We start from the raw sequence: 18488 nt of genomic DNA, 5'->3' as shown, positions 1-18488 counted from the left end.
ATTCACTCGAATCACACTTGCAACCCGGTCAGTTCTCCCGCTTACTTTCCGGCCCCCCTTCCTCTCGCCCCTGCTCCCAGGTCCCGGGCAACATCGGCATGCGGGGTCCGCCACCGAACTCGTTGTCCGCCAACGCCGTCAGGCCTGCCGCCTGCAGCAGCGTCTCCGTGGGTACCGTTCCGGCCAGCCCGACCGGGCCCGCGCCGCGCTCGGACGCCAGCGACGCCTGTTCCCAGACCGGGTTGGCGTGGATACCGGAGTCCATTTCCAGAAACTCGTCGCTGTGGTCGCGCAGGGGCGCGCGCCGGCGCCGCTTGGCCCGCGCCGCAGCACTACTCACCGCTGCCGCACCGGCCGCCGGTATGGTCGCCGCCGGAGCCTTGGCGCTGGCACGGTTACCCACGGTCGGGCCGAGGCTGGGCCCCCAGCCCCCCGGCGCGGCCACGACATAAGCGAAACTCGCCGCCGCCGGAGCTGACGGGGCCGGCGCGGAACTGCCCGGCGCGCCCGCCGCGGTCGCGGCCGCAGGTGCGCCGCCCGGACTCGCCAACGTCGAACCGAAGCCGGCGACCGGCAAGCTGTGCTGCTGAGCGACCGGGACGGATACCGATGCGTCCGCAGGCATTTCGGGAGGTACATCGACGTGGATCAGACTCAGGAAGCCCAGACTGCCCAGTCCCACGGCGACCAGGGTCGGCAACCATGCGGGCGCGGTCGCGACCATTCCCCAGAAGGTCCAGCCGACCGGCTGAAAGAATGCCTGATAGCCCAGCGCGAATAGCAGTGGACCCCACGTCACCAATGCGGCTTCTGGATTCGTGGCGAAGTCGATGATCATCTGTTGGATCGCCGGGAGTGGATTCGACAGGAACTCCCAGAGCAATTCACCGTCCGGCAGCATCAACACATAGGCGTGCAACAACTCGACGATGGTGTCGATGACGTTGGTCAACGGGTTCGCCCCGGCGGCCTGAGCCAGCGCGGTGGTCTGCATCGCATCGGCGGCGGCCGAACGCCCCACCCCATCGGGCGTCACCACCTGCGGGGCGGGCATGGTGCGCGGGGCCGTTGCCAGTGCCGTGCCGGTGGTCGCCTGGTACAGGCCCATGGTGGCCGCGGCCTGGGCCCACATCCGCACGTAGTCGGCCTCGTTGAGCGCGATCGGAATGGTGTTGATACCAAAGAAATTCGTGGCCACCAGCACACCGTGCGCTAGGTGGTTGGCGGCCAGTTCGGCCAGCGTCGGCATCGCCGCCAGGGCGGCGGTGTAGGCCGTCGCCGCGGCTTCGTGCTGGGTCGCCACCGCGGCGGCATCGGCACTGGCCTGCTGCAACCACGCCGCGTACGGCTGATGTGCGCCCAGATACCGCGCGGCGCTGGGCCCCTGCCATGCACTCGCCTGTACCGCTCCCACCAGGCCACTGAGTTCTGCTGCCGCGGCGGCATATTCAGCGCTGAGCGCGTCCCAGGCCGCCGCCGCCGCAAATAGCGACGCCGGGCCCGGTCCGCTGCTCAGCAACGCCGAATGCACCTCAGGCGGCGAAGCAAACCAGATCGGCCCTATCGGAGGGGCGACGGCGCACGGCACAGTCAGCCGCCCGCAATCCCGTAGGTCGAAGCCGCCGCCGCGTCCCCGGCGAGGTAGCTGACGCCGGCATCGCCGACACCGACACCCGCACGGCCGAGTTCCTCGATGCCCTGGGCCGCGACCGCCGCGTGCTCCTGGCCCTGCGCACTGAAGCCCGCTGCCGTCTGCAGCGACACCGGGTCCGCCGCCGGCGGCACCACGGCGGTGATCAGCGGCGCCGCGGCCGCGTGCGCGGCCGCCAACTTCGCCGTCAACGCCTCCACTGCGGCGCTGGCCGCGGCCAACCCTTCAGGAACCACTCGCAACGTCATGACTGACTTCCCTTCTGCTGCGTTTCACCGAATATCGCGCCCTCGCCGGCGAGGGGATTGATCAATTGCAGGAATGTCGGAGTATCGCTGTCGGACAGCAGGATTCCCCGTCCGGCCGGTAGCCGGCTGAACCGCTGGCCGCGGATCTTTCCGCTGTCCTGCGGATTACCGGCCAACATCAGCGTGGTCGCCTGCAGGTCGTTGAACCGGCGCAACAACGGATTGGTCATCAAGCCGTGCGCCGACCCGGACGCGCGACCGGTGACGATCACCCGCAAGCCCAGATCACCGGCTTGCCCGAGCAATCCGATCAGCGGCGACCAGGGACGCTGCCCGAGATAAGGACCACTGGTAGCCGCCGTGTCCGGGATCTGGTCGACGTCGTCGATGATCAGGTAGTGAGTGTGGCCGTCGTAGGTCCAGCGCGACAACTCGGCGGGCGACAGCCCCGCCGGTGGACGTCGTACCTCGATCAGGTTCGCCAGCCCGATCATCGCCGGGGTGATGCGGTCGATGTTCGCCGTGTATTCGTTGTCCGGGAACAAGGGTTCCTCGACCAGGTGCAGCCTGCGGTCCAGCACCGTGAAGGCCACCCGGTCCGAACTCGAGTGCTCGCGGACGGTGCGGATGATGTGTCGCAGCAGCGTGGTCTTGCCGGACTTACTGTCGCCGAAGACCATCAGCAACGGGTTCTCGGCGAAGTCGTGCACCACCGGTGCGAGGTCCTGCTCGCGCTGGCCGATGACAACCTGCTCGGGTCCCCGCCACAGGGCGCCGACCATCGCCGGCGCCAGATTGGTGGGCAGCAACCGCACGGGCGGCGCGGTCTGGCCCGGGTAGCGGTCGTTGATCACCGGTATCTGATCCAGTTCCGGCTCCGCGAACAGGAAGTGCTGCGCGGCCATGGTCAATCCGCGGCCGGGCTGGTCGTGCGGGATGGCGTCGGCCGGGCGGTGCAGGGCCCCGACCACCCGGACGTTGCTGTCGCGCGAGTCGTGCAGTTTGAGTTCCAGACGCAAACCGAGCCCGTCGCGCATCGCCAGCGGCACTTCCAGCCAGCTCGGGGTAGTGATGACCACGTGGATTCCGTATGCCAAACCCACATTGACAAGCTCGGTAACCCTGGCCAGCAACGGGTTTCGGGTGTTGAACTGGTCAGTGTTGTCCCGGCCGAAGGCGTAAAGGTTGTCGATGACCAGGAAGACCTCGCCGAACCCGTCATCCTGCTTGGAGCCGTTATGGTGACCATTCGGCCGATCCCGGAATGATTCTCGCCGCTGGCGGGACAGCAATAGCTGTTCCAGGTCGCCGAAGGTGCGCCGGATGCGCTCCGGCTCCAGTGCCGAGGCCACCGTACCGACATGCGCCAGATCTTCCAGCACCCGCAGCTGCCCACCGCCGTAGTCCAGGCAGTAGAACGTGACATCGCGCGGTGAGTGCAGACTGGCGGCCGACAGGATGAACGTCTGCAGCGCAGCCGATTTGCCGGATTTCGGGCCGCCGTGGATCACCAGGTTGCCGGCAGCCGACGTCGCGTCGAACACCAGCGGGTCGCGGCGCATCTCGAATGGCTTGTCCACCTCGCCCAGTGGCCAGCGCCACTGCCGGGCCGGCACCCCGGAGCGGGCCACCACCGCGGTCAACGGGATCGGCTCGTCCAGCGGGGGCAGCCACAGTTGCGGCGCGCGCGGCCCGTAACCGGCCAGCTGCTCGCCGATGGTCGCGATCAACTTTCTCGGCGGACCTGCCTGCTCCTCCTCGTCGGCGCCCGCGATCACGGTGCCCGGCTCGGGCTCCACCCGGCCGGCCGGGAACAGTTTCGGCTCCGGAGCGGACTGGACCACCAGCGCCTTCGCCGCCTGCGGCGGTTCGTAGATGCCGTCGACGTAGGTGGAGCGGAACTTGATCGGGGTCGCACCCGGTGCGGGCACCAGGAAGCCGATGCCCTTGTGCTCCTTGCCCGATTCGATGTGGTAGGCGTCCTCCACCCCGATGATCTGGCGGGACACGCTGGGGCTGGCCACTTTCAGACCGATGCGGTAGGAGGTGTTCTTGTCGATGTCCTTGATCTTGCCCACGTCGAGCGTCTGCGATGCGAACAGAATGTGGATACGGAAAGAGCGTCCCTTGCGGGCTACGTAGTCGAACAACTCCGCGTATTCGGGGTGGTCCGCGAGCATCAGCGTGAACTCGTCGGCGACCACGAAAAGTGTTGGGATGGAAGGCAAGTCGAGACCAGCCGCGGCGCCTTCGCGGGCGTTCTCATACTCGGTGACCGAGTTGAACGCGCTGCCCTGCACCTTGCGGCCGGCCTCACGCAACAGCATCTCGCGCCGCGCCACTTCGCCGCGCAGCGTGTCGGCGAACCGGTCGGCCAGCGACTTCTTCTCTGCCATGTTCGAGATCACCGCGACGACCTGCGGGAAGTTGCGGAAGCTGTCGGCGCCGGCTTCACCCTTGAAGTCGGCGTAGATGACGATCAGCCGGTCGGCAGAGTGAGTGGTCAACAGCGCCAACAAGATCGACATCAGCATCTGCGACTTGCCGGAACCGGTCATACCGATCATCAGGCCGTGCGGGCCCATACCACCCTCGGCTTCGTCCTTCAGATCGAACATCAACGGTTCACCGGTGGCAGTGACGCCGATCGGGACACGCAGTTCGTCGTCGCGGCGGCGTGGCCCCCACAGCGAAGCCACATCCAGCCGGGAGGCATCCGGAATACCGAGCAACGTCGTGAAATTGGCTCCGCGAGTAGCTGTCGAACGCAGTCCGGTGTGGGTGGGGTTGGAGTCCCAGCGGGACAGCCTGCGGGCCAGGTGGGCAGCCTCGTCGGCGCCGAATTCGTCGGCTTCGTCGACGTATGGTTGCCAGCCGCCGGTCTGCCACCGTTCGATGGCTCCCCGCTCGATCTTGAGGATGGGCTTTTCCGGATCCGAATACTGCTCTCGGTGCGGCGCCGTCGCCGAGATGTGCACGACGGTCACGCCTGCGCGGCCCACGGCAAGCGTCGAGGCATTGAGGTCGTAGTCGGGATCGTCGACGACGACTAACAGGTGGCGCAGCGCATCCACCGGTTTGCCGGTGAAGGCGGGGCGGTCGTCCAATGCCGGTTCGAGCAAATCGACCAATTCGTCGGCGTCGGTGGTGAGGTACCGGGCCGGGCCCACACCGTCGACCTGGCCGGGAATGTCGACGTGCGGCAGCCACTTGAGCCAGGACCAGTCGGCGCCCTCGAGATCGCGAGAAGCCACCGCCACCGCAAGGACGGTCGGGTCGTGCCACGTCACCGCCTGCGCGATCCACGCGCGCACGGCCGCCCGCACCTCGGCGTGGTCGGCCGCCGCGCCCGGCAGCACCGTCACCCGCGACAGCTTGGTCAGGTCGATGCCGGTCGGCACGTCGCGGACCGTGCGCTGGGTGTCGAGCAGGCTGCGTAAGGCGCTGTGCGACACCGGTTCCAGGTCGATCTCGTCGGCGGTGTCACTCACTCGCAGCGTGGTAGCCAAGGGTGCCGAGTGCCGGCCGGCCCGCACCACCAGGAAGTCGGAGTCATCCGGGTCCCGCTCCCACTGACGACGCGAACCGGGCACCGCCATCAGGGCCTGCGGTTCGGGATGCGACCACTGTGCGGCCGCGCGTTGCTCGGCGGCCTGGGCCCGGATGTTGTCCCGAACCACCGACAGGTAACGCAGGTAGTCGGCCCGCTCGGCGTCGACCTCCTCGGTCCGCGTCTTGTTGCTGTCGCCGCGGTATAGCGCGGTCGCGGCCAACAGCAGCACGAACGGGAAGAACAGCGTCTGGGGCGAGATCAACCGCATCCCGGTGGCGAACAGGGCGACGATCATGCCGACGATCAGGATCCCGATCAGGTACGGCATCGCGCGCCGGAACAGCGACGGCGGGATCACCCGTGGTAATTCCGGCGGCGCTTCGATGGTGATGGTGCCTTTTCGGGCGCTCGGCGGCGTGACCCGCCGACGGGCCTCGAAGATCAATCTGCTCATCGGGGCTCCCCTTCGGCGGATACCGGATGACCCGGCCGACTGTCGGGCGGCAGGCCGTCATGCGCCAGCAGCGCATCGGTGCGCGACAACGTCGGGCCGGGTGCGAACAAGGACAGGATCGACCACGGGATGCCGAGCGGCGGCGACTGAAGTCCAAGCGCCTCAACGGTCTTGCTTTGACCATTGGCGCCGGACCGGCTGTCGGCCTCGGTGTCGATGCCGTAGCGCACCCCGGTGTCGGAAACCCAGAACAGCGATCCGGTGGGCGGCGCGGCCGCTCCCCCGCCGACGGTCTGGGTGAAGTACCCGGTGCCGGGGGCAAGCGCAACCTTCGCGCCCCCGCCGACCAGCTCCACGGTGTGCAGCCCTTCGGGCACCGGCAGCGCCGAACCCGACAGCAAGCTCAGCGAACTGGTCGCGGCTCCGGCCGGCTTGGTCCACAACGCGCAGGTCACCGGATTGCTGCCGGCGTTGATCAGCGTGACGGGCTGGGCGGGATAGCTGCTGGTGTCCAGCAGCCGGGACACCGGCAGCTTGGCAATGTCGTCGGCGGCCAGCCGCGGCGGCTGCTGCAGGCCGTAGGAGTTGGTATTGCGCAGTATCGCGGCCAGGACCGGCGAGATCGGCTGCAGGCCGTCCGGCAGCACCGCGTAGTAAGTGATGTTCTCCGACGAGCTGCGGTCCACCGCGAAGGAAACCACGACCCCGCCGATCGGCGCGGGCACCGCGAAGGCGGCCGGGGCACCGGCGTTCGGGATGGGCGGAGCGGCCAGCGGCGGGGCCTCCGGGATCGCGTTGAACAGCCCCGGCGCGATTGGCCGGGGGGCGGGCACGTCGGTACCCAGTCCCAGCGCGTTGGTGACCGCGTGATCGGCGAGGTCGATCCGGCTCCGCTTGCCTTCCCACAACACCCAGCTGGCTTCGCCGCTGTCGACCAGGATGACCTGCCCGGATTTGATCGCCGAAGCGCGCGCGCCTTCGCTGAACGGCTGGCCCGCGATCACGGTGACGCCGGTGCTGCGGGCGCCGCGGCCGGGCTGGCCGCTGACGCCGTCGCACACCGACCAGTCGGCGTCGCGGGCGGTGCTTTGCACCATGCGCTCCGGGGCGCCCGGGATGCCGATCAGGTTGCCGCGCGGAAAGCGATCCAGCTCAGCACCTTTCACCGTGGTGGGATTGACCGGCTGGCCGGCGATGAGCCGGGCCGAGGTCAGGTTCAGCACCGGGTGCACCTGGTCACCGACCCGCACGTACAACGCGGCGGTGGACCGATCGGCCAGCACCGTGTTGTTACCCACCTGACCGTTCGGCCGGATCAGCGAAAACACAAAGCAGCCAATCAATCCGGTGATCAGCAGTAGTACACCCATCAGCACTGCACGGGACTGGGTGCGCAGCGGTTCGACCAGCATCCTGGTGTCGTGCAAGGCGATACCGGAGGCGATGCGGCGCATCACGAAGCGCCATCCGCTCACCTGGTGCCGGGTGACGAAGCCGCGGCGATACTCCACCTTGTCGGGGTTCTCGTTGACCGGGGTGCGCGAGGCGAAGGAACGCCGATCGTCCTCGAACTGCTCGTTATTGGCGTTCATGCCGGCACCGACAGTCCGAGTCCACGCAGTAGCGGGGCGACCGTGTTGGCGACATCCTGTGCGGTGATGGTCATCAAGTCCTCGTCGGTGAACTCGCCGGTGCCGGCCTGCTCGGAGTGGTCGAGCCGGAATTCACGCTCTTCCTCCGACCGCTCGACGACATTTCGAACAAACCGGCCGTTGCCGGCGATGTCGAGATTGCGCCGTGCGATCCCGTTGCTGTCCGGGGACGACGTCTCGGCAAGGTGGGTGAACAACCGCTGCATGTCTTCCAATGCGGACTGCTCGAAGACGCTGTCCCGTTGCTGGGCCATCAAATTCGCGATCTCGGTGAGCTCGGAAGGTTGGTAGGACGGGAAGTCGATGCTGCGGGTGAATCGGGATCGCAGACCTTCGTTGGTGTCGAGGAACTTGTCCAGATCGGCGCGATACCCGGCGATGATGACCACCAGCCGGTCACGGTCGTTCTCCATGCGCGCCAACAGCGTATCGATGGCGACCAGCCCGAAGTCGTTCTTGGCCCCGGTGGCCACCAGCGCATAGGCCTCGTCCAGGAACAGCACGCCGTCCAGGGCGCTGTCGATGATGGCGTTGGTCTTGGCCTCGGTCTCACCGATGTGCTGACCGATGAGGTCTGCGCGGTGCACCTCGCGGATGTTCTCCCGCTTCAAAAGCCCTAGGCCGCAATAGATTTTCGCGACGACGCGGGCAATGGTGGTCTTACCCGTTCCGGGCGGGCCGGCGAACACCAGGTGGTGGGTGCGCTGCGCGACGGCCAGGCCGCGCTGCTGACGCAGCACCGCCATGGCGACCGAACTCTTCAACCGCGACACCTGGTTCTTGACTTCTTCCAGCCCGATGAACTCGTTGAGCTGCACCTCCGCCTCGGCCAGCAGGGTGGCTTTGCGCTCCCGGGCGCCGGGATCGACGAAATCGGCGTCGCTGGGCTCGGTTTCGTGGTTCCACGGATCGGTTCGCGCCTCGATGCGGGCTGCGGTGGTGGTCACCATGCCGAAGCTCGGGTCGGACAGCGCCTGCTCGATCTCGTCGTTTTCCGGATTGGCGGCGTACAACTCGTGCAGGACCTCGCTGGCCGCCTCTTCGTCGACATGCGCGCGCAGCGCAAGCGCTTTGGCCAGCGCGCCGTCCACCGCGGCGACCGCAATGGGACCTTCGGGTTCCTCGAGGTACGACAGGGCCGGGGCGAACATGCCGAGTCTGGCCAGCGCGGTGCCGAGGGCGATCTTCACCGCGTGGGCGAATGCCTCGTCGAGGTCCGGGTCGTTGACGATCGGGGTCAGCAGCTTGACGACGTCCGACCACCGCTCCGCGCGGTAGTTGATGACGACGGCAATCCAGCGGGCTTCGCGTGACTTGGGTCGCCGCTCGACGATCCGGCTGACAATGTCATAGGCCTGGGCGTATTCGGCCGCCCCGCCGTCGCAAGCCAGCGCCGCCGCGTAGGCCAGATGGAAATCGTCCGGGCTGGTGGCTCGGAACTGCAGGTAAAGACCGGTGTCGTAACGGAACCCCAGCGCGCCGCGCTGCAGTTCCACCTGCCGCTGCAAGACACCCGCGGTGGCCGCGGTGCGGGCGACCTGCTCTAGCACGTGCGCAGAGGTGTCACCGGACGCGGCCAGGCCGGTCCAGGCGTCGCACTGCTCGTGCGCGATGCGGGTGAGCGCACTGAAACCAGAACGGGCCGCGGTCAGGTCTGCGGGGCGCTGCCGCTCGTAGACCGCGATGCCCAGGGCGCGGCAGCAGGTGGCAAATCTGCTGACGACGTCGCTGTCTACCCTGCCGACTGTTCGGGCTGCGACGGGTTTAGCCGCAAGCATGCCGATGTCACTGCGTTCCACGCCCCCGCCGTCTCCTGATGTAGTTAAGGTCGCCACGGGCTAACGCTGCCCGATTCCGCCTGAAGTTAGCCACCCGAAGTTAGCATTCCCTAAGCTAACTGTCGAGGTGGCCAGAAGCGTGCGATTCAGCACAATTGCTCCTAGTCCTATGCCGCTGACCAGCGAGATTTGCTGCTTCGTGCGCAACAGTCCCGTCAGCCCTGCAGCTTACTGAATATGGTTTTCATTAACAACGGCGGGTGGGGTACACGCTGTCCGGGTCGCGAACACGGAATGCATACGACCCAGAAAATGGACCTGCACAGGTTGGTCCGCAACGGCACATACCTACTAGTCGGAGCGAACTTCGGCGAAGTTCCCTCGTACCAGGTCAAGGCTGGGTCAGGGCTTGGCCGCGCTGACCAGCGTGTTACGCGCGAACATCGCCGCGGCCTCGGAGTCGGCCTCGGGTACCGGCCGGCCCACCTCGCGCAAATAATCGTTCAACGGGGTCCCGATTGCGGTCCAGCCGTGCTCACCGAACCACTCGGTGGCCGGCGCGCACCGTTCGTTGTAGACCAACTGGAAGAACGGACGTGCGGCGCCGTCCGCGGCGGCGCGTTCTTCCTCGACCTTGGTGCGGAATTCATCCTGCGGCAGCGGGGCGCCGTCCTCGACGGCGACGTGGCTGCCCAGGCAGGCCAGTCCGTCGATGCCGCTGAACAGCTGCTCCTGTGCGGCGGCAGGGAGATAGATCAGCAGACCCTCGGCGATCCAGGCCGAGAACTGGGTCGGATCGAAGCCGTTGTCCTGCAACGCCTGCGGCCAGTCGTCGCGGAGGTCCACGGCGATCTCCCGACGTTGGGCGCGGGGCTGGACGCCGTGTTCGGCGAGCACTTCCCGCTTGAAGTCGAGCACCTGTGGCTGATCCAGTTCGAAGACGGTGGTGCCGTCCGGCCAGGGCAACCGGTAGGCCCGCGAATCCAATCCGGCCGCCAGGATGACGACCTGGCGCGCGCCTGCCGCCGCGGCCCGCTGGAAGTAGGAGTCGAAGTACTTGGTGCGTGCGCCCTGGAAATCGACGAAGTGCCGACCGAAATCCTCGCTCTTCAGGTCGTGGTCGGGCGCCTTGCCGTCCAGCACGTCGGCCCAGGAACCGCCGACCGCTCGGCAGAACAATTCCGCGTACGGGTCGACGGCAAGCGGATCGGGTTTCTGTGCCTCCAGAGCCCTAGCGGCCGCTACGAAGAGCGCCGTGGATCCGACGCTTGTCGTGATGTCCCAGCTGTCACCGTCACTGCGCACGCCCACAACCCTAGCTGCGTTCACCGATCCCAGGTGCCGGGCAGCATTGGCTCCCGCGGACCGCCGCCGAAGTCACTGTCGGGAAGCGCCGCCAACCCGGCCGCATCGCCTGCGGCACTGTTGCGTACCGTCCCGGCGAATCCGATGTCTCCGGCACCGCGCGCCGACGCCGTGGCCATGGCCAGCTCGTCGGGCGACTCGTCCCAGTTGGGATCGACATCGACATTCATGTCTGCGAACTCATCGCCGTGCTCGTGCAGCCCTGACCGGCGGCGGCGGCGTTGGCGCGCCTGCGTCCGGGCGGCCGCCGCAGCGGCCAACGCGGCGGCGTCCGGCTCCGAAGCCTTCCTGCTTGCGCTGGCGGCGGTGCTCATTCCGGAGCCGAATCCGACCCCCGGGCCGCCCCCGACCAGGAAGGGGTACCCGAAGCCGGCCGCCGGGCCGGCGCCAACCGGCGGCGATCCGGCGGTGGTGACCGTACTGGTCACAGTCGTGGCGGTGCTCGGTGCCGGGGCCGCAGTCGCCGCCGAGGCCACGACGGACGGCGCTGTTGCGACAGCTGGGAGCGGCGACGCCGCGACAGCGGGCGGGACAATTGGCGGGATTGCCGCGGGTTGGAGAGCGGCCAGGCCGGACAGACCCGCCAAGCCGGTGAGCGACCCCAGGTTGGCAATGGCACCACCAAGCGCGGCGGCGAACAATTGCGGCGACTGCACCAGTGGCGCGAGCTGGGCGAGGTGCGTCGGCCAGTCGAACTCGGCGAGTTCGACGACGTACTCGAGCGCTCCGGCCGGATTGGTGAACAGTTGCTGGACGAATGTCTCGAACTGCTGACCGAATTCGAGGGAGCGGGCAATCCACCAGCTCGGTTGGGTGGCGTCGGTGATGTCGTGCATGTGCACACCGTTGAGCGTGCCCTCCAGCGGATCCCAGTCGATGCGACCGCCCGTCAGTGCCCGCAGTAGGTCGGCGACGAGGTAGTCCAGTTGGGTGGGATCGCCGTGATCGTGGTCTTCATGGCCATCGTGTTCACCCTCCTCGCGCTCGTGGTCGTGGTCGTCTTCGGCTTGAACGATCCGCGGCGCCGGGCTGGTTGGTGTTGTCGACGCGACGGCACCTTCGGATACCGCCTCGTAGGTAGCCATCGTGGTCGCCGCCTGGATCCACATCCGGACGTAGTCGGCCTCGTTGAGGGCGATAGGGATGGTGTTGATCCCGAAGAAATTGGTCGCTACCAGCACACCGTGAATCGCGTGGTTGGCCGCTAGCTCGGCCAGGGTGGGCATGGCGACGAGTGCGCCGGTGTAGGCCGTGGCCGCCGCTTCCTGCTGGACCGCCGCGGTCGCGCTGTGGGCACCGGCCTGGGTGAGCCACGACAGGTACGGCGCGTGCGCAGCCACATACTGTTCAGCGCTCGGCCCTGCCCATGCGCCGCCCTGCACCGCACCCAGCAGGGCGGTGAGTTCGTCGGCAACTTCGGTGTACTCGGTGCTCAACGCCGACCATGCCGCGGCGGATGCCAGCAACGGGCCCGGGCCGGGACCGCTGCTCAGCAACGCCGAATGCACCTCGGGCGGTGATGCCATCCAGATTGGGGCCGTCATCAAGTACTCCTCCGCTGGCAGGGCTGTGCCAGCTCCCTCGCTCAAGGAGAGTACTGATTTTGATAATCGTTTTCAATAGACCCCGCGGGTGCCGCGGGTGTTGCCGCGCAGCTACACCAGCGGGCGACCCGTTCTGATCCGCCTATCCAGGTCCCACAGCATCAGGTTGAACGGGAACTGGCGCACCACCCGCGGCAGCACGGCGTTGACTGCCGCCAGGATGCCCATCAGTTGATCGAATCGACGCTGCCGGCCATCGTCCCAGGGCAACCGCATCTCTTGACGGAACCGTTCCGGCAGAAAGCCGGTGGTGATCAGCAGGTTGAACGCGTCCGTGCGGGCTTGCAACCAGCCCGGTAACCGCACGCCAGGAATCCGTGACGCGGCGATCGGATAGAGAAATTCGCGAACGGTGTCATCGATGTGCACCTTGTCCAGCGATTCCTGCCAGTACCTGTCGAACGCGACCCGGTCGACCGGCCACATCTCCGGCGGCACCTGCAGAGTGCTTCCCAGCGTCACACCCTCCCGGTACAACCGGTCGGCTTCCTCGTCATCCATCTCCCCGACGAATATGCGGTGGATGTCGACACCGCCCTTGTAGAGGCACGCCGCGACCCACAACTGCAGTTCGGGATCGAAGGCGTTGTAAGAGACCGGGCTATCGGGGGTGGAGTAGACCTGCGCGTGCGCCCGGTTCACCGCCCGGCGAAACGCCGCCTTCTGAGCGTCCGTCCCGGCGTTGGCCACCGCGAGATAGGTAAACGTGGTGCGCGCCCGCTTGATCGGATGGCGGTCGATGCGACCGCTCTCCACCCGGCTTTCCGCCACGCCGTGTCCGACACCGGGGCGTGCCAATTGCATGATCACGTTTGCCGGTCCGGCCAGCAAAGCGACACCCATGAGCCCGTGGTCGCCCGCTACCCGCTGACGCCGCGGTTGCTGCGGCCGCGGCGGGTCGGCGATCGCCCGCTCCACATGCGGTATGGACTCTCGTGGCACTACTTGCACCGTCATCGTTGTTGCACCGTCATCGCTGGCTCCCCCGCCAATCGTCGCCAATGTGATAACAATTGTTTCCTAAATTGTTGCGGCGAGGCGCGGTGATGTCAAGATTGTCCCTATGAATGGTGAAGCAGCAAGCTCGCGTCCCTACCGCGGCGTCGACGCGGCGCAACGGCTGGACGCCCGCCGCCACCAGCTACTTGCGGCCGGCTTGGATCTGCTCGGCGCCGATGACGACGACGCGTCGGAACTGACAGTCCGCCGGGTGTGCCAGTGCGCGGGTCTTTCGGCCCGTTATTTCTACGAAAGCTTCGCCGACAAGGACGATTTCGTCGCCCAGGTGTACGACTGGGTGATCGCGGATCTGGCTGGAAACACCCAGTCAGCCGTCGCTTCGGCACCGCTGGGTGAACAACCCCGAGCCGGGATGGCCAGCCTGGTGCGCACTATTGCCAACGACGCCCGAATCGGGCGTCTGCTGTTCAGCACGAAGCTCGCCAACGCCGTGGTGATGCGCAAGCGAGCCGAGTCGACGGCACTGTTTGCACTGCTCTCGGGCCAGCACGTGGTCGATGCCATGGGGGCACCGGCCAATGATCGGGTCAAAGCGGGGTCCCATTTCGCCGTGGGCGGAGTCGGGGAGACGCTGAGTGCCTGGCTGGCCGGAGACGTGCAAATGGAGCCCGAAGAATTGGCCGATCACCTGGGGTCGCTGCTGCTCGCGCTCACCGGGCCAGAGCTGTACCGCCCCCGCGTCATGGCATCAGAGGGACCTGCCAAAGACGCATCTCGGGATTGAGCCAGAGACGCATCCAGGTCAGGCGCATCACCCGCAGCGCCCCGGAGATGAGTAGATAGGCCATCGGTACTGAGACCAGCAGCGCGGTGACCACCGATAGCGCCGCATCCTCGGGCCCGGCGGTCATCAGGTCGAACCACGCGTCGCAGATCAGCAACACCCCGGTGGTGAAGGCGGTCAAGACCAGCAACTGACGGCGCAGGTAGCCCAGCACCGCCGTCGCCGCCATGAAACCGACCAGCAGCAGGTCGAAGCCGATCCAGGTGACCGGCCAATTGTGGGCGACGTACTTCTGCGGAAGGGTCACCGCAAGGTAGGCGATCCACGGAATCATCGCGATCAGTCCACCGACGATTAAGCCCAACCGGATGCGCCGCATGCGGTTCAGGGTGTCCGGGTCCTCCAGTTCGCTCAGCGGCGCCTCGAGGCGGGTGATCAGGTCCCGACGCTGCTCCGGGGTCAAGGCGGCGATTTGACGGTCGGTCAGAATCGCCTCGGTCATGCCTGGCCTGCCGCCACCGGAGGCCGCCGGTCGGCGTCGGTCTTCGGTACCGCCGGTGTGTCAGCTTCGGTGAATTCGCGTACCCAGCAAGCGAATTCGAGCATAATCCCGTCCGGATCCTGGAAGTAGAACGAGCGGACGTACACCCCGGGATGCACTGTCGCCGATACCTGCATCGGGCTTTCGTCATGGTTGAGCACGGGGCCCACCCGCACACCTTTGTCCTTCAGCCGTTGCCGGTAGGCGTCGAACTTCTCCGCCGGGACATGGAAAGCGAGGTGGTTCATCGTGCTTACCGCGCTGGTGATGTCGCCCAACCCTGGCAGGGCTCCCGGCGATGAGATGCCCGGCACCCGGTCGGGGGCCTCGGTGAACCAGAAGAATGCGACGCAGTCGCCGTTGCCGGCATCGAAGAAGAAGTGCTGCCCTGCGCCACCGGGCAGGTCGAGCGACTTGATCAGCGGCATCCCGAGGACGTTGCTGTAGAAATCGACCGTGCGTGCCATGTCCGAGCACACCAGTGCCACGTGGTTGATTCCGCCGAGTTCGAACTCGGGATTGGTGTTGTGCGGCTTGATCATCTCGCAACTCCCATAGCTAAGATCCGAACCTGAATCTAACATCAGATTCAGGTTCCTTCCAGAAAGGTGCAGGTGGCAGCCACGGCAGAACCCGCGGGAGTGGCAGCGCAGTGCCCTACCGCCCGCGGCCGGCGGACACGAGCCGCGATCGACGATGCCGCGCGCACGGTGATCGCGCGCAAAGGAATTCTCGCGACCACGATTGCCGATATCGCCATCGAAGCCGGGCGCTCGGCGGCGTCGTTCTACAACTACTACGACTCCAAGGAGGCAATGGTCCGCCAGTGGGCGCTGCGTTTTCGCGACGAAGCCAACCAGCGGGCGCTCTCGGTGACCGAGCACGGCCTGTCCGATCGCGAACGGGCACACCAGGCCGCGGCGGCGCACTGGCACACCTACCGCCATCGGCTGGCCGAGGTGATCAGCGTCTCCCAATTAGCGATGATCAGCGACGACTTCGCCGAGTACTGGGCCGAGATATGCGCGATTCCAATTGCTTTCATCGCCGAATCGGTGAAACGCGCTCAGCGGCAAGGCTATTGCGACGGCGATGACCCGCAGCTGTTGGCCGAGGCGATTGTCGCGATGTTCAACCAGTTCTGCTACATCCAGCTCACCCGCACGGCCGCACCGGACGACCACGCCTGCATCCGGACATTGGCCAACATCTACTACCGGGCCATCTACTGCCAAGAGGAGCAGTCGAATTGACCGACATCACCCGCGAATTCATCGGATTGCCGTCGCCCACCGCAGAACGCGCCGGTGCCGGCGGACACCCGTGTCAGGGGCTGTATCACCGCGCCCAAGGGCACAAACCGAAGGCGGCGATGATCGCCACGCACTATCAGATCGACTTCTCCGAGCACTACATCGCCGAGTACCTGGCGGCGCGCGGCATCGGGTTTCTGGGCTGGAACACCAGATTCCGTGGCTTCGAGAGCAGTTTTCTGCTCGACCACGCGCTGGTCGACATCGGCGTGGGGGTGCGATGGTTGCGTACCGTCGCGGGTGTCGAAACCGTCATCCTGCTGGGCAACTCCGGTGGCGGATCGTTGATGTCGGCGTACCAGTCGCAGGCGGTGGACCCCAACGTGACCCCGCTGGATGGCATGCGGCCCGCCACGGGCGTCACCGACCTGCTACCGGCCGACGGTTACGTCGCCACCGCCGCCCACCCCGGCCGCCCTGATGTGCTCACCGCCTGGATGGACGGCGCCGTGGTCGACGAAAACGACCCGGTGGCATCCGATCCCGACTTGGACTTGTTCGACGGGCGCAACGGCCCGCCCTACTCGCCGGAGTTCGTCGAGCGTTATCGCGCAGCGCAACTCGCGCGCAACCATGCCATCACCGACTGGGCCGAAGCAGAGCTCAAACGGATTGCGCCCGCTGGCTTTTCCGACCGGCCGTTCACCGTGATGCGCACCTGGGCCGACCCGCGCATGGTGGATGCCGGTATCGAACCCACCAAGCGGCGGGCCAACTGGTGCTACGCCGGAACGCCGGTGAAAGCCAACCGCTCCACCCGCGGCATCGCCGCGGCCTGCACGCTGCGTAATTGGCTGGGCATGTGGAGTATGCGCACCGCGCAGACCCGCGCCGAGCCACACCTGAACCGCATCGATTGTCCCGCGCTGGTCATCAACGCCGAAGCCGACACCGGAGTTTTCCCGTCCGACGCTCAGCGCATCTACGATGCGCTGGCCAGCACCGACAAAGCCCATACCGCCATCGACACCGACCACTACTTCACCACCCCCGGCGCTCGCGACGAGCAGGCCGACGCCATTGCCGAATGGATCACCGAACGGTGGGGCTAGCCGTGACGAACCAACCCACTGGTTGTTAGTTTTGGACCTGAATCCATAAGGCGAGGGAAGGCGACCAATGCCGATCGCGATAAACCCTGAACATCAAGACCTGGCCGATTCGGTGCGGTCCCTGGTGGCGCGGGTGGCGCCGTCGGAGGTGCTGCACGCGGCCATGGAGACTCCGCTGGAGAATCCCCCGCCGTACTGGCAATCCGCCGCCGAGCAGGGGCTGCAGGGCGTGCACCTGTCCGAGTCGGTGGGCGGCCAGGGCTTCGGCATCCTCGAATTGGCCATCGTGCTCGCCGAATTCGGCTACGGGGCGGTCCCCGGTCCCTTCGTGCCGTCGGCGATCGCCAGCGCCCTGGTGTCCGCTCATGACCGCGACGCCAAGGTGCTTGCCGAACTGGCCTCCGGATCGACCATCGCGACGTACGCGCTGGACTCCGGACTGACCGCAACCCGGCACGGCGACGAATTGGTGATTCGCGGTGAAGCCCGCGCGGTGCCCGCGGCCGCGCAAGCCTCGATCCTGGTGTTGCCGGTCGCGATCGACAGCGGCGAAGAATGGGTGGTGCTGCGGTCCGAGCAACTGGAGATCGAGCCCGTGCAGAGCCTGGATCCGCTGCGGCCTATCGCCCACGTGCGGGCAAATGCGGTCGAGGTCGGTGACGACGTGGTGCTGGACAACCTCAGCATGGTGACCGCGCATGCGCTGATGACGACGTTGTTGTCGGCGGAGGCGGTCGGGGTGGCGCGCTGGGCCACCGACACCGCGTCGGGTTACGCGAAGATCCGCGAACAGTTCGGGCGCCCGATCGGGCAGTTCCAAGCCATCAAGCACAAATGCGCAGAGATGGTCGCCGACACCGAACGGGCCACCGCGGCGGTGTGGGATGCCGCCCGCGCCCTGGACGAGGCTGGCGAGCACATCGAGTTCGCCGCGGCGGTGGCCGCCACCCTGGCTCCTGCCGCGGCCCAACGGTGCACCCAGGACTGCATCCAGGTGCACGGCGGCATCGGTTTCACCTGGGAGCATGACACCAACGTGTACTACCGCCGGGCGCTGATGCTGGCCGCCTCGTTCGGCCGCAGCTCGGACTATCCGCAGCGGGTGGTCGACACGGCGACCACCACCGGAATGCGCGCGGTCAATATCGATCTGGACCCCGAGACCGAGGAACTGCGTGCCGCCATCCGCGGCGAGGTCGACGCGCTGAAGAAGATGGACCGTCCGGCACGCGCGGTGGCAATCGCCGAGGCGGGCTGGGTGCTGCCATATCTACCCAAGCCGTGGGGGCGGGCGTCGGATCCCGTCGAGCAGATCATCATTGCCCAGGAGTTCGCCAGCGGGCGGGTGAAGCGGCCACAGGTCGGCATCGCGGCCTGGATCATCCCGTCGATCGTCGCCTTCGGCACCGAGGAGCAGAAGCAGCGGTTTCTGCCGCCGACCTTCCGCGGCGAGATGATCTGGTGCCAGCTGTTTTCCGAACCGGGCGCGGGTTCGGACCTGGCCGGACTGTCCACCAAGGCGACCAGGGTGGA

At 66.9% G+C, this 18488-nt stretch carries 14 protein-coding genes; 4 read left to right on the top strand and 10 right to left on the bottom strand.

The genetic code is table 11. The annotated features are described in order from the left end of the window. Positions 1–28: 28 nt before the first annotated feature. The 8 genes from A5636_RS12640 to A5636_RS12605 all read right to left on the bottom strand — a co-directional run bounded on the left by A5636_RS12640 (position 29) and on the right by A5636_RS12605 (position 13262). A complete protein-coding gene (locus tag A5636_RS12640) occupies positions 29–1588 on the bottom strand; it encodes a PPE family protein (protein ID WP_065158984.1) in 1560 nt (519 codons plus the stop codon). Between the two features lie 2 nt (positions 1589–1590). After that, a complete protein-coding gene (locus A5636_RS12635) occupies positions 1591–1899 on the bottom strand; it encodes a PE family protein (RefSeq protein ID WP_065158983.1) in 309 nt (102 codons plus the stop codon). Next, positions 1896–5906 (bottom strand): type VII secretion protein EccCa, encoded by a 4011-nt coding sequence (gene eccCa, locus A5636_RS12630; RefSeq protein WP_065158982.1) that lies wholly within the window; start codon positions 5904–5906, stop codon positions 1896–1898. The genes A5636_RS12635 and eccCa overlap by 4 nt, the downstream gene beginning before the upstream one ends. Further along, complete coding sequence (gene eccB, locus A5636_RS12625; protein WP_065158981.1) at positions 5903–7498, bottom strand: type VII secretion protein EccB; 1596 nt, start codon at positions 7496–7498, stop codon at positions 5903–5905. Before eccB ends, eccCa begins: the two co-directional genes overlap by 4 nt. Then, positions 7495–9357 (bottom strand): type VII secretion AAA-ATPase EccA, encoded by a 1863-nt coding sequence (gene eccA, locus A5636_RS12620; protein WP_065158980.1) that lies wholly within the window; start codon positions 9355–9357, stop codon positions 7495–7497. Before eccA ends, eccB begins: the two co-directional genes overlap by 4 nt. Positions 9358–9738: 381 nt before the next feature. Continuing rightward, complete coding sequence (locus A5636_RS12615; protein ID WP_065158999.1) at positions 9739–10641, bottom strand: class I SAM-dependent methyltransferase; 903 nt, start codon at positions 10639–10641, stop codon at positions 9739–9741. Between the two features lie 20 nt (positions 10642–10661). Further along, positions 10662–12245, bottom strand: a complete 1584-nt coding sequence (locus A5636_RS12610) for a PPE family protein (RefSeq protein ID WP_065158979.1) — start codon at positions 12243–12245, stop codon at positions 10662–10664. A 111-nt stretch (positions 12246–12356) separates the two neighbouring features. Beyond that, on the bottom strand, positions 12357–13262 hold the full coding sequence (locus A5636_RS12605) for an oxygenase MpaB family protein (RefSeq protein ID WP_065158978.1): 906 nt from the start codon (positions 13260–13262) through the stop codon (positions 12357–12359). Between the two features lie 106 nt (positions 13263–13368). Here A5636_RS12605 and A5636_RS12600 point away from each other — a divergent pair, with 106 nt between their 5' ends. Beyond that, positions 13369–14049 carry a TetR/AcrR family transcriptional regulator gene (locus A5636_RS12600; RefSeq protein ID WP_253900581.1) on the top strand — a complete coding sequence of 227 codons (681 nt, stop codon included), beginning with the start codon at positions 13369–13371 and terminating at the stop codon, positions 14047–14049. Here A5636_RS12600 and A5636_RS12595 read toward each other — a convergent pair. Together A5636_RS12595 and A5636_RS12590 are read right to left on the bottom strand one after the other, a co-directional pair. Continuing rightward, positions 14006–14551: a hypothetical protein gene (locus tag A5636_RS12595; RefSeq protein WP_065158976.1), complete on the bottom strand. Its 546-nt coding sequence runs from the start codon at positions 14549–14551 to the stop codon at positions 14006–14008. The two genes, A5636_RS12600 and A5636_RS12595, sit on opposite strands and share 44 nt — an antisense overlap. After that, positions 14548–15132, bottom strand: a complete 585-nt coding sequence (locus A5636_RS12590) for a VOC family protein (RefSeq protein ID WP_065158975.1) — start codon at positions 15130–15132, stop codon at positions 14548–14550. Before A5636_RS12590 ends, A5636_RS12595 begins: the two co-directional genes overlap by 4 nt. 99 nt (positions 15133–15231) lie before the next feature. On the opposite strand from A5636_RS12590, the gene A5636_RS12585 reads away from it, so the two are divergent. From A5636_RS12585 to A5636_RS12575, 3 genes are all read left to right on the top strand, one after another. Next, the gene (locus A5636_RS12585) at positions 15232–15843 is read left to right on the top strand and encodes a TetR/AcrR family transcriptional regulator (protein ID WP_155763784.1); all 612 of its coding nucleotides are present in this window, start codon (positions 15232–15234) and stop codon (positions 15841–15843) included. Beyond that, positions 15840–16955 (top strand): alpha/beta hydrolase, encoded by a 1116-nt coding sequence (locus A5636_RS12580; protein WP_172827227.1) that lies wholly within the window; start codon positions 15840–15842, stop codon positions 16953–16955. Before A5636_RS12585 ends, A5636_RS12580 begins: the two co-directional genes overlap by 4 nt. A 67-nt stretch (positions 16956–17022) precedes the next feature. Then, positions 17023–18488: acyl-CoA dehydrogenase (locus tag A5636_RS12575; protein ID WP_065158974.1), on the top strand; the 1466-nt coding region annotated here is incomplete at its 3' end.

Source organism: Mycobacterium asiaticum (genome assembly GCF_001673315.1).
Lineage (GTDB): Bacteria > Actinomycetota > Actinomycetes > Mycobacteriales > Mycobacteriaceae > Mycobacterium > Mycobacterium asiaticum_B.
Note: the sequence above shows the minus strand (reverse complement) of the source record. Positions and strands in the feature narration are given on the sequence as shown.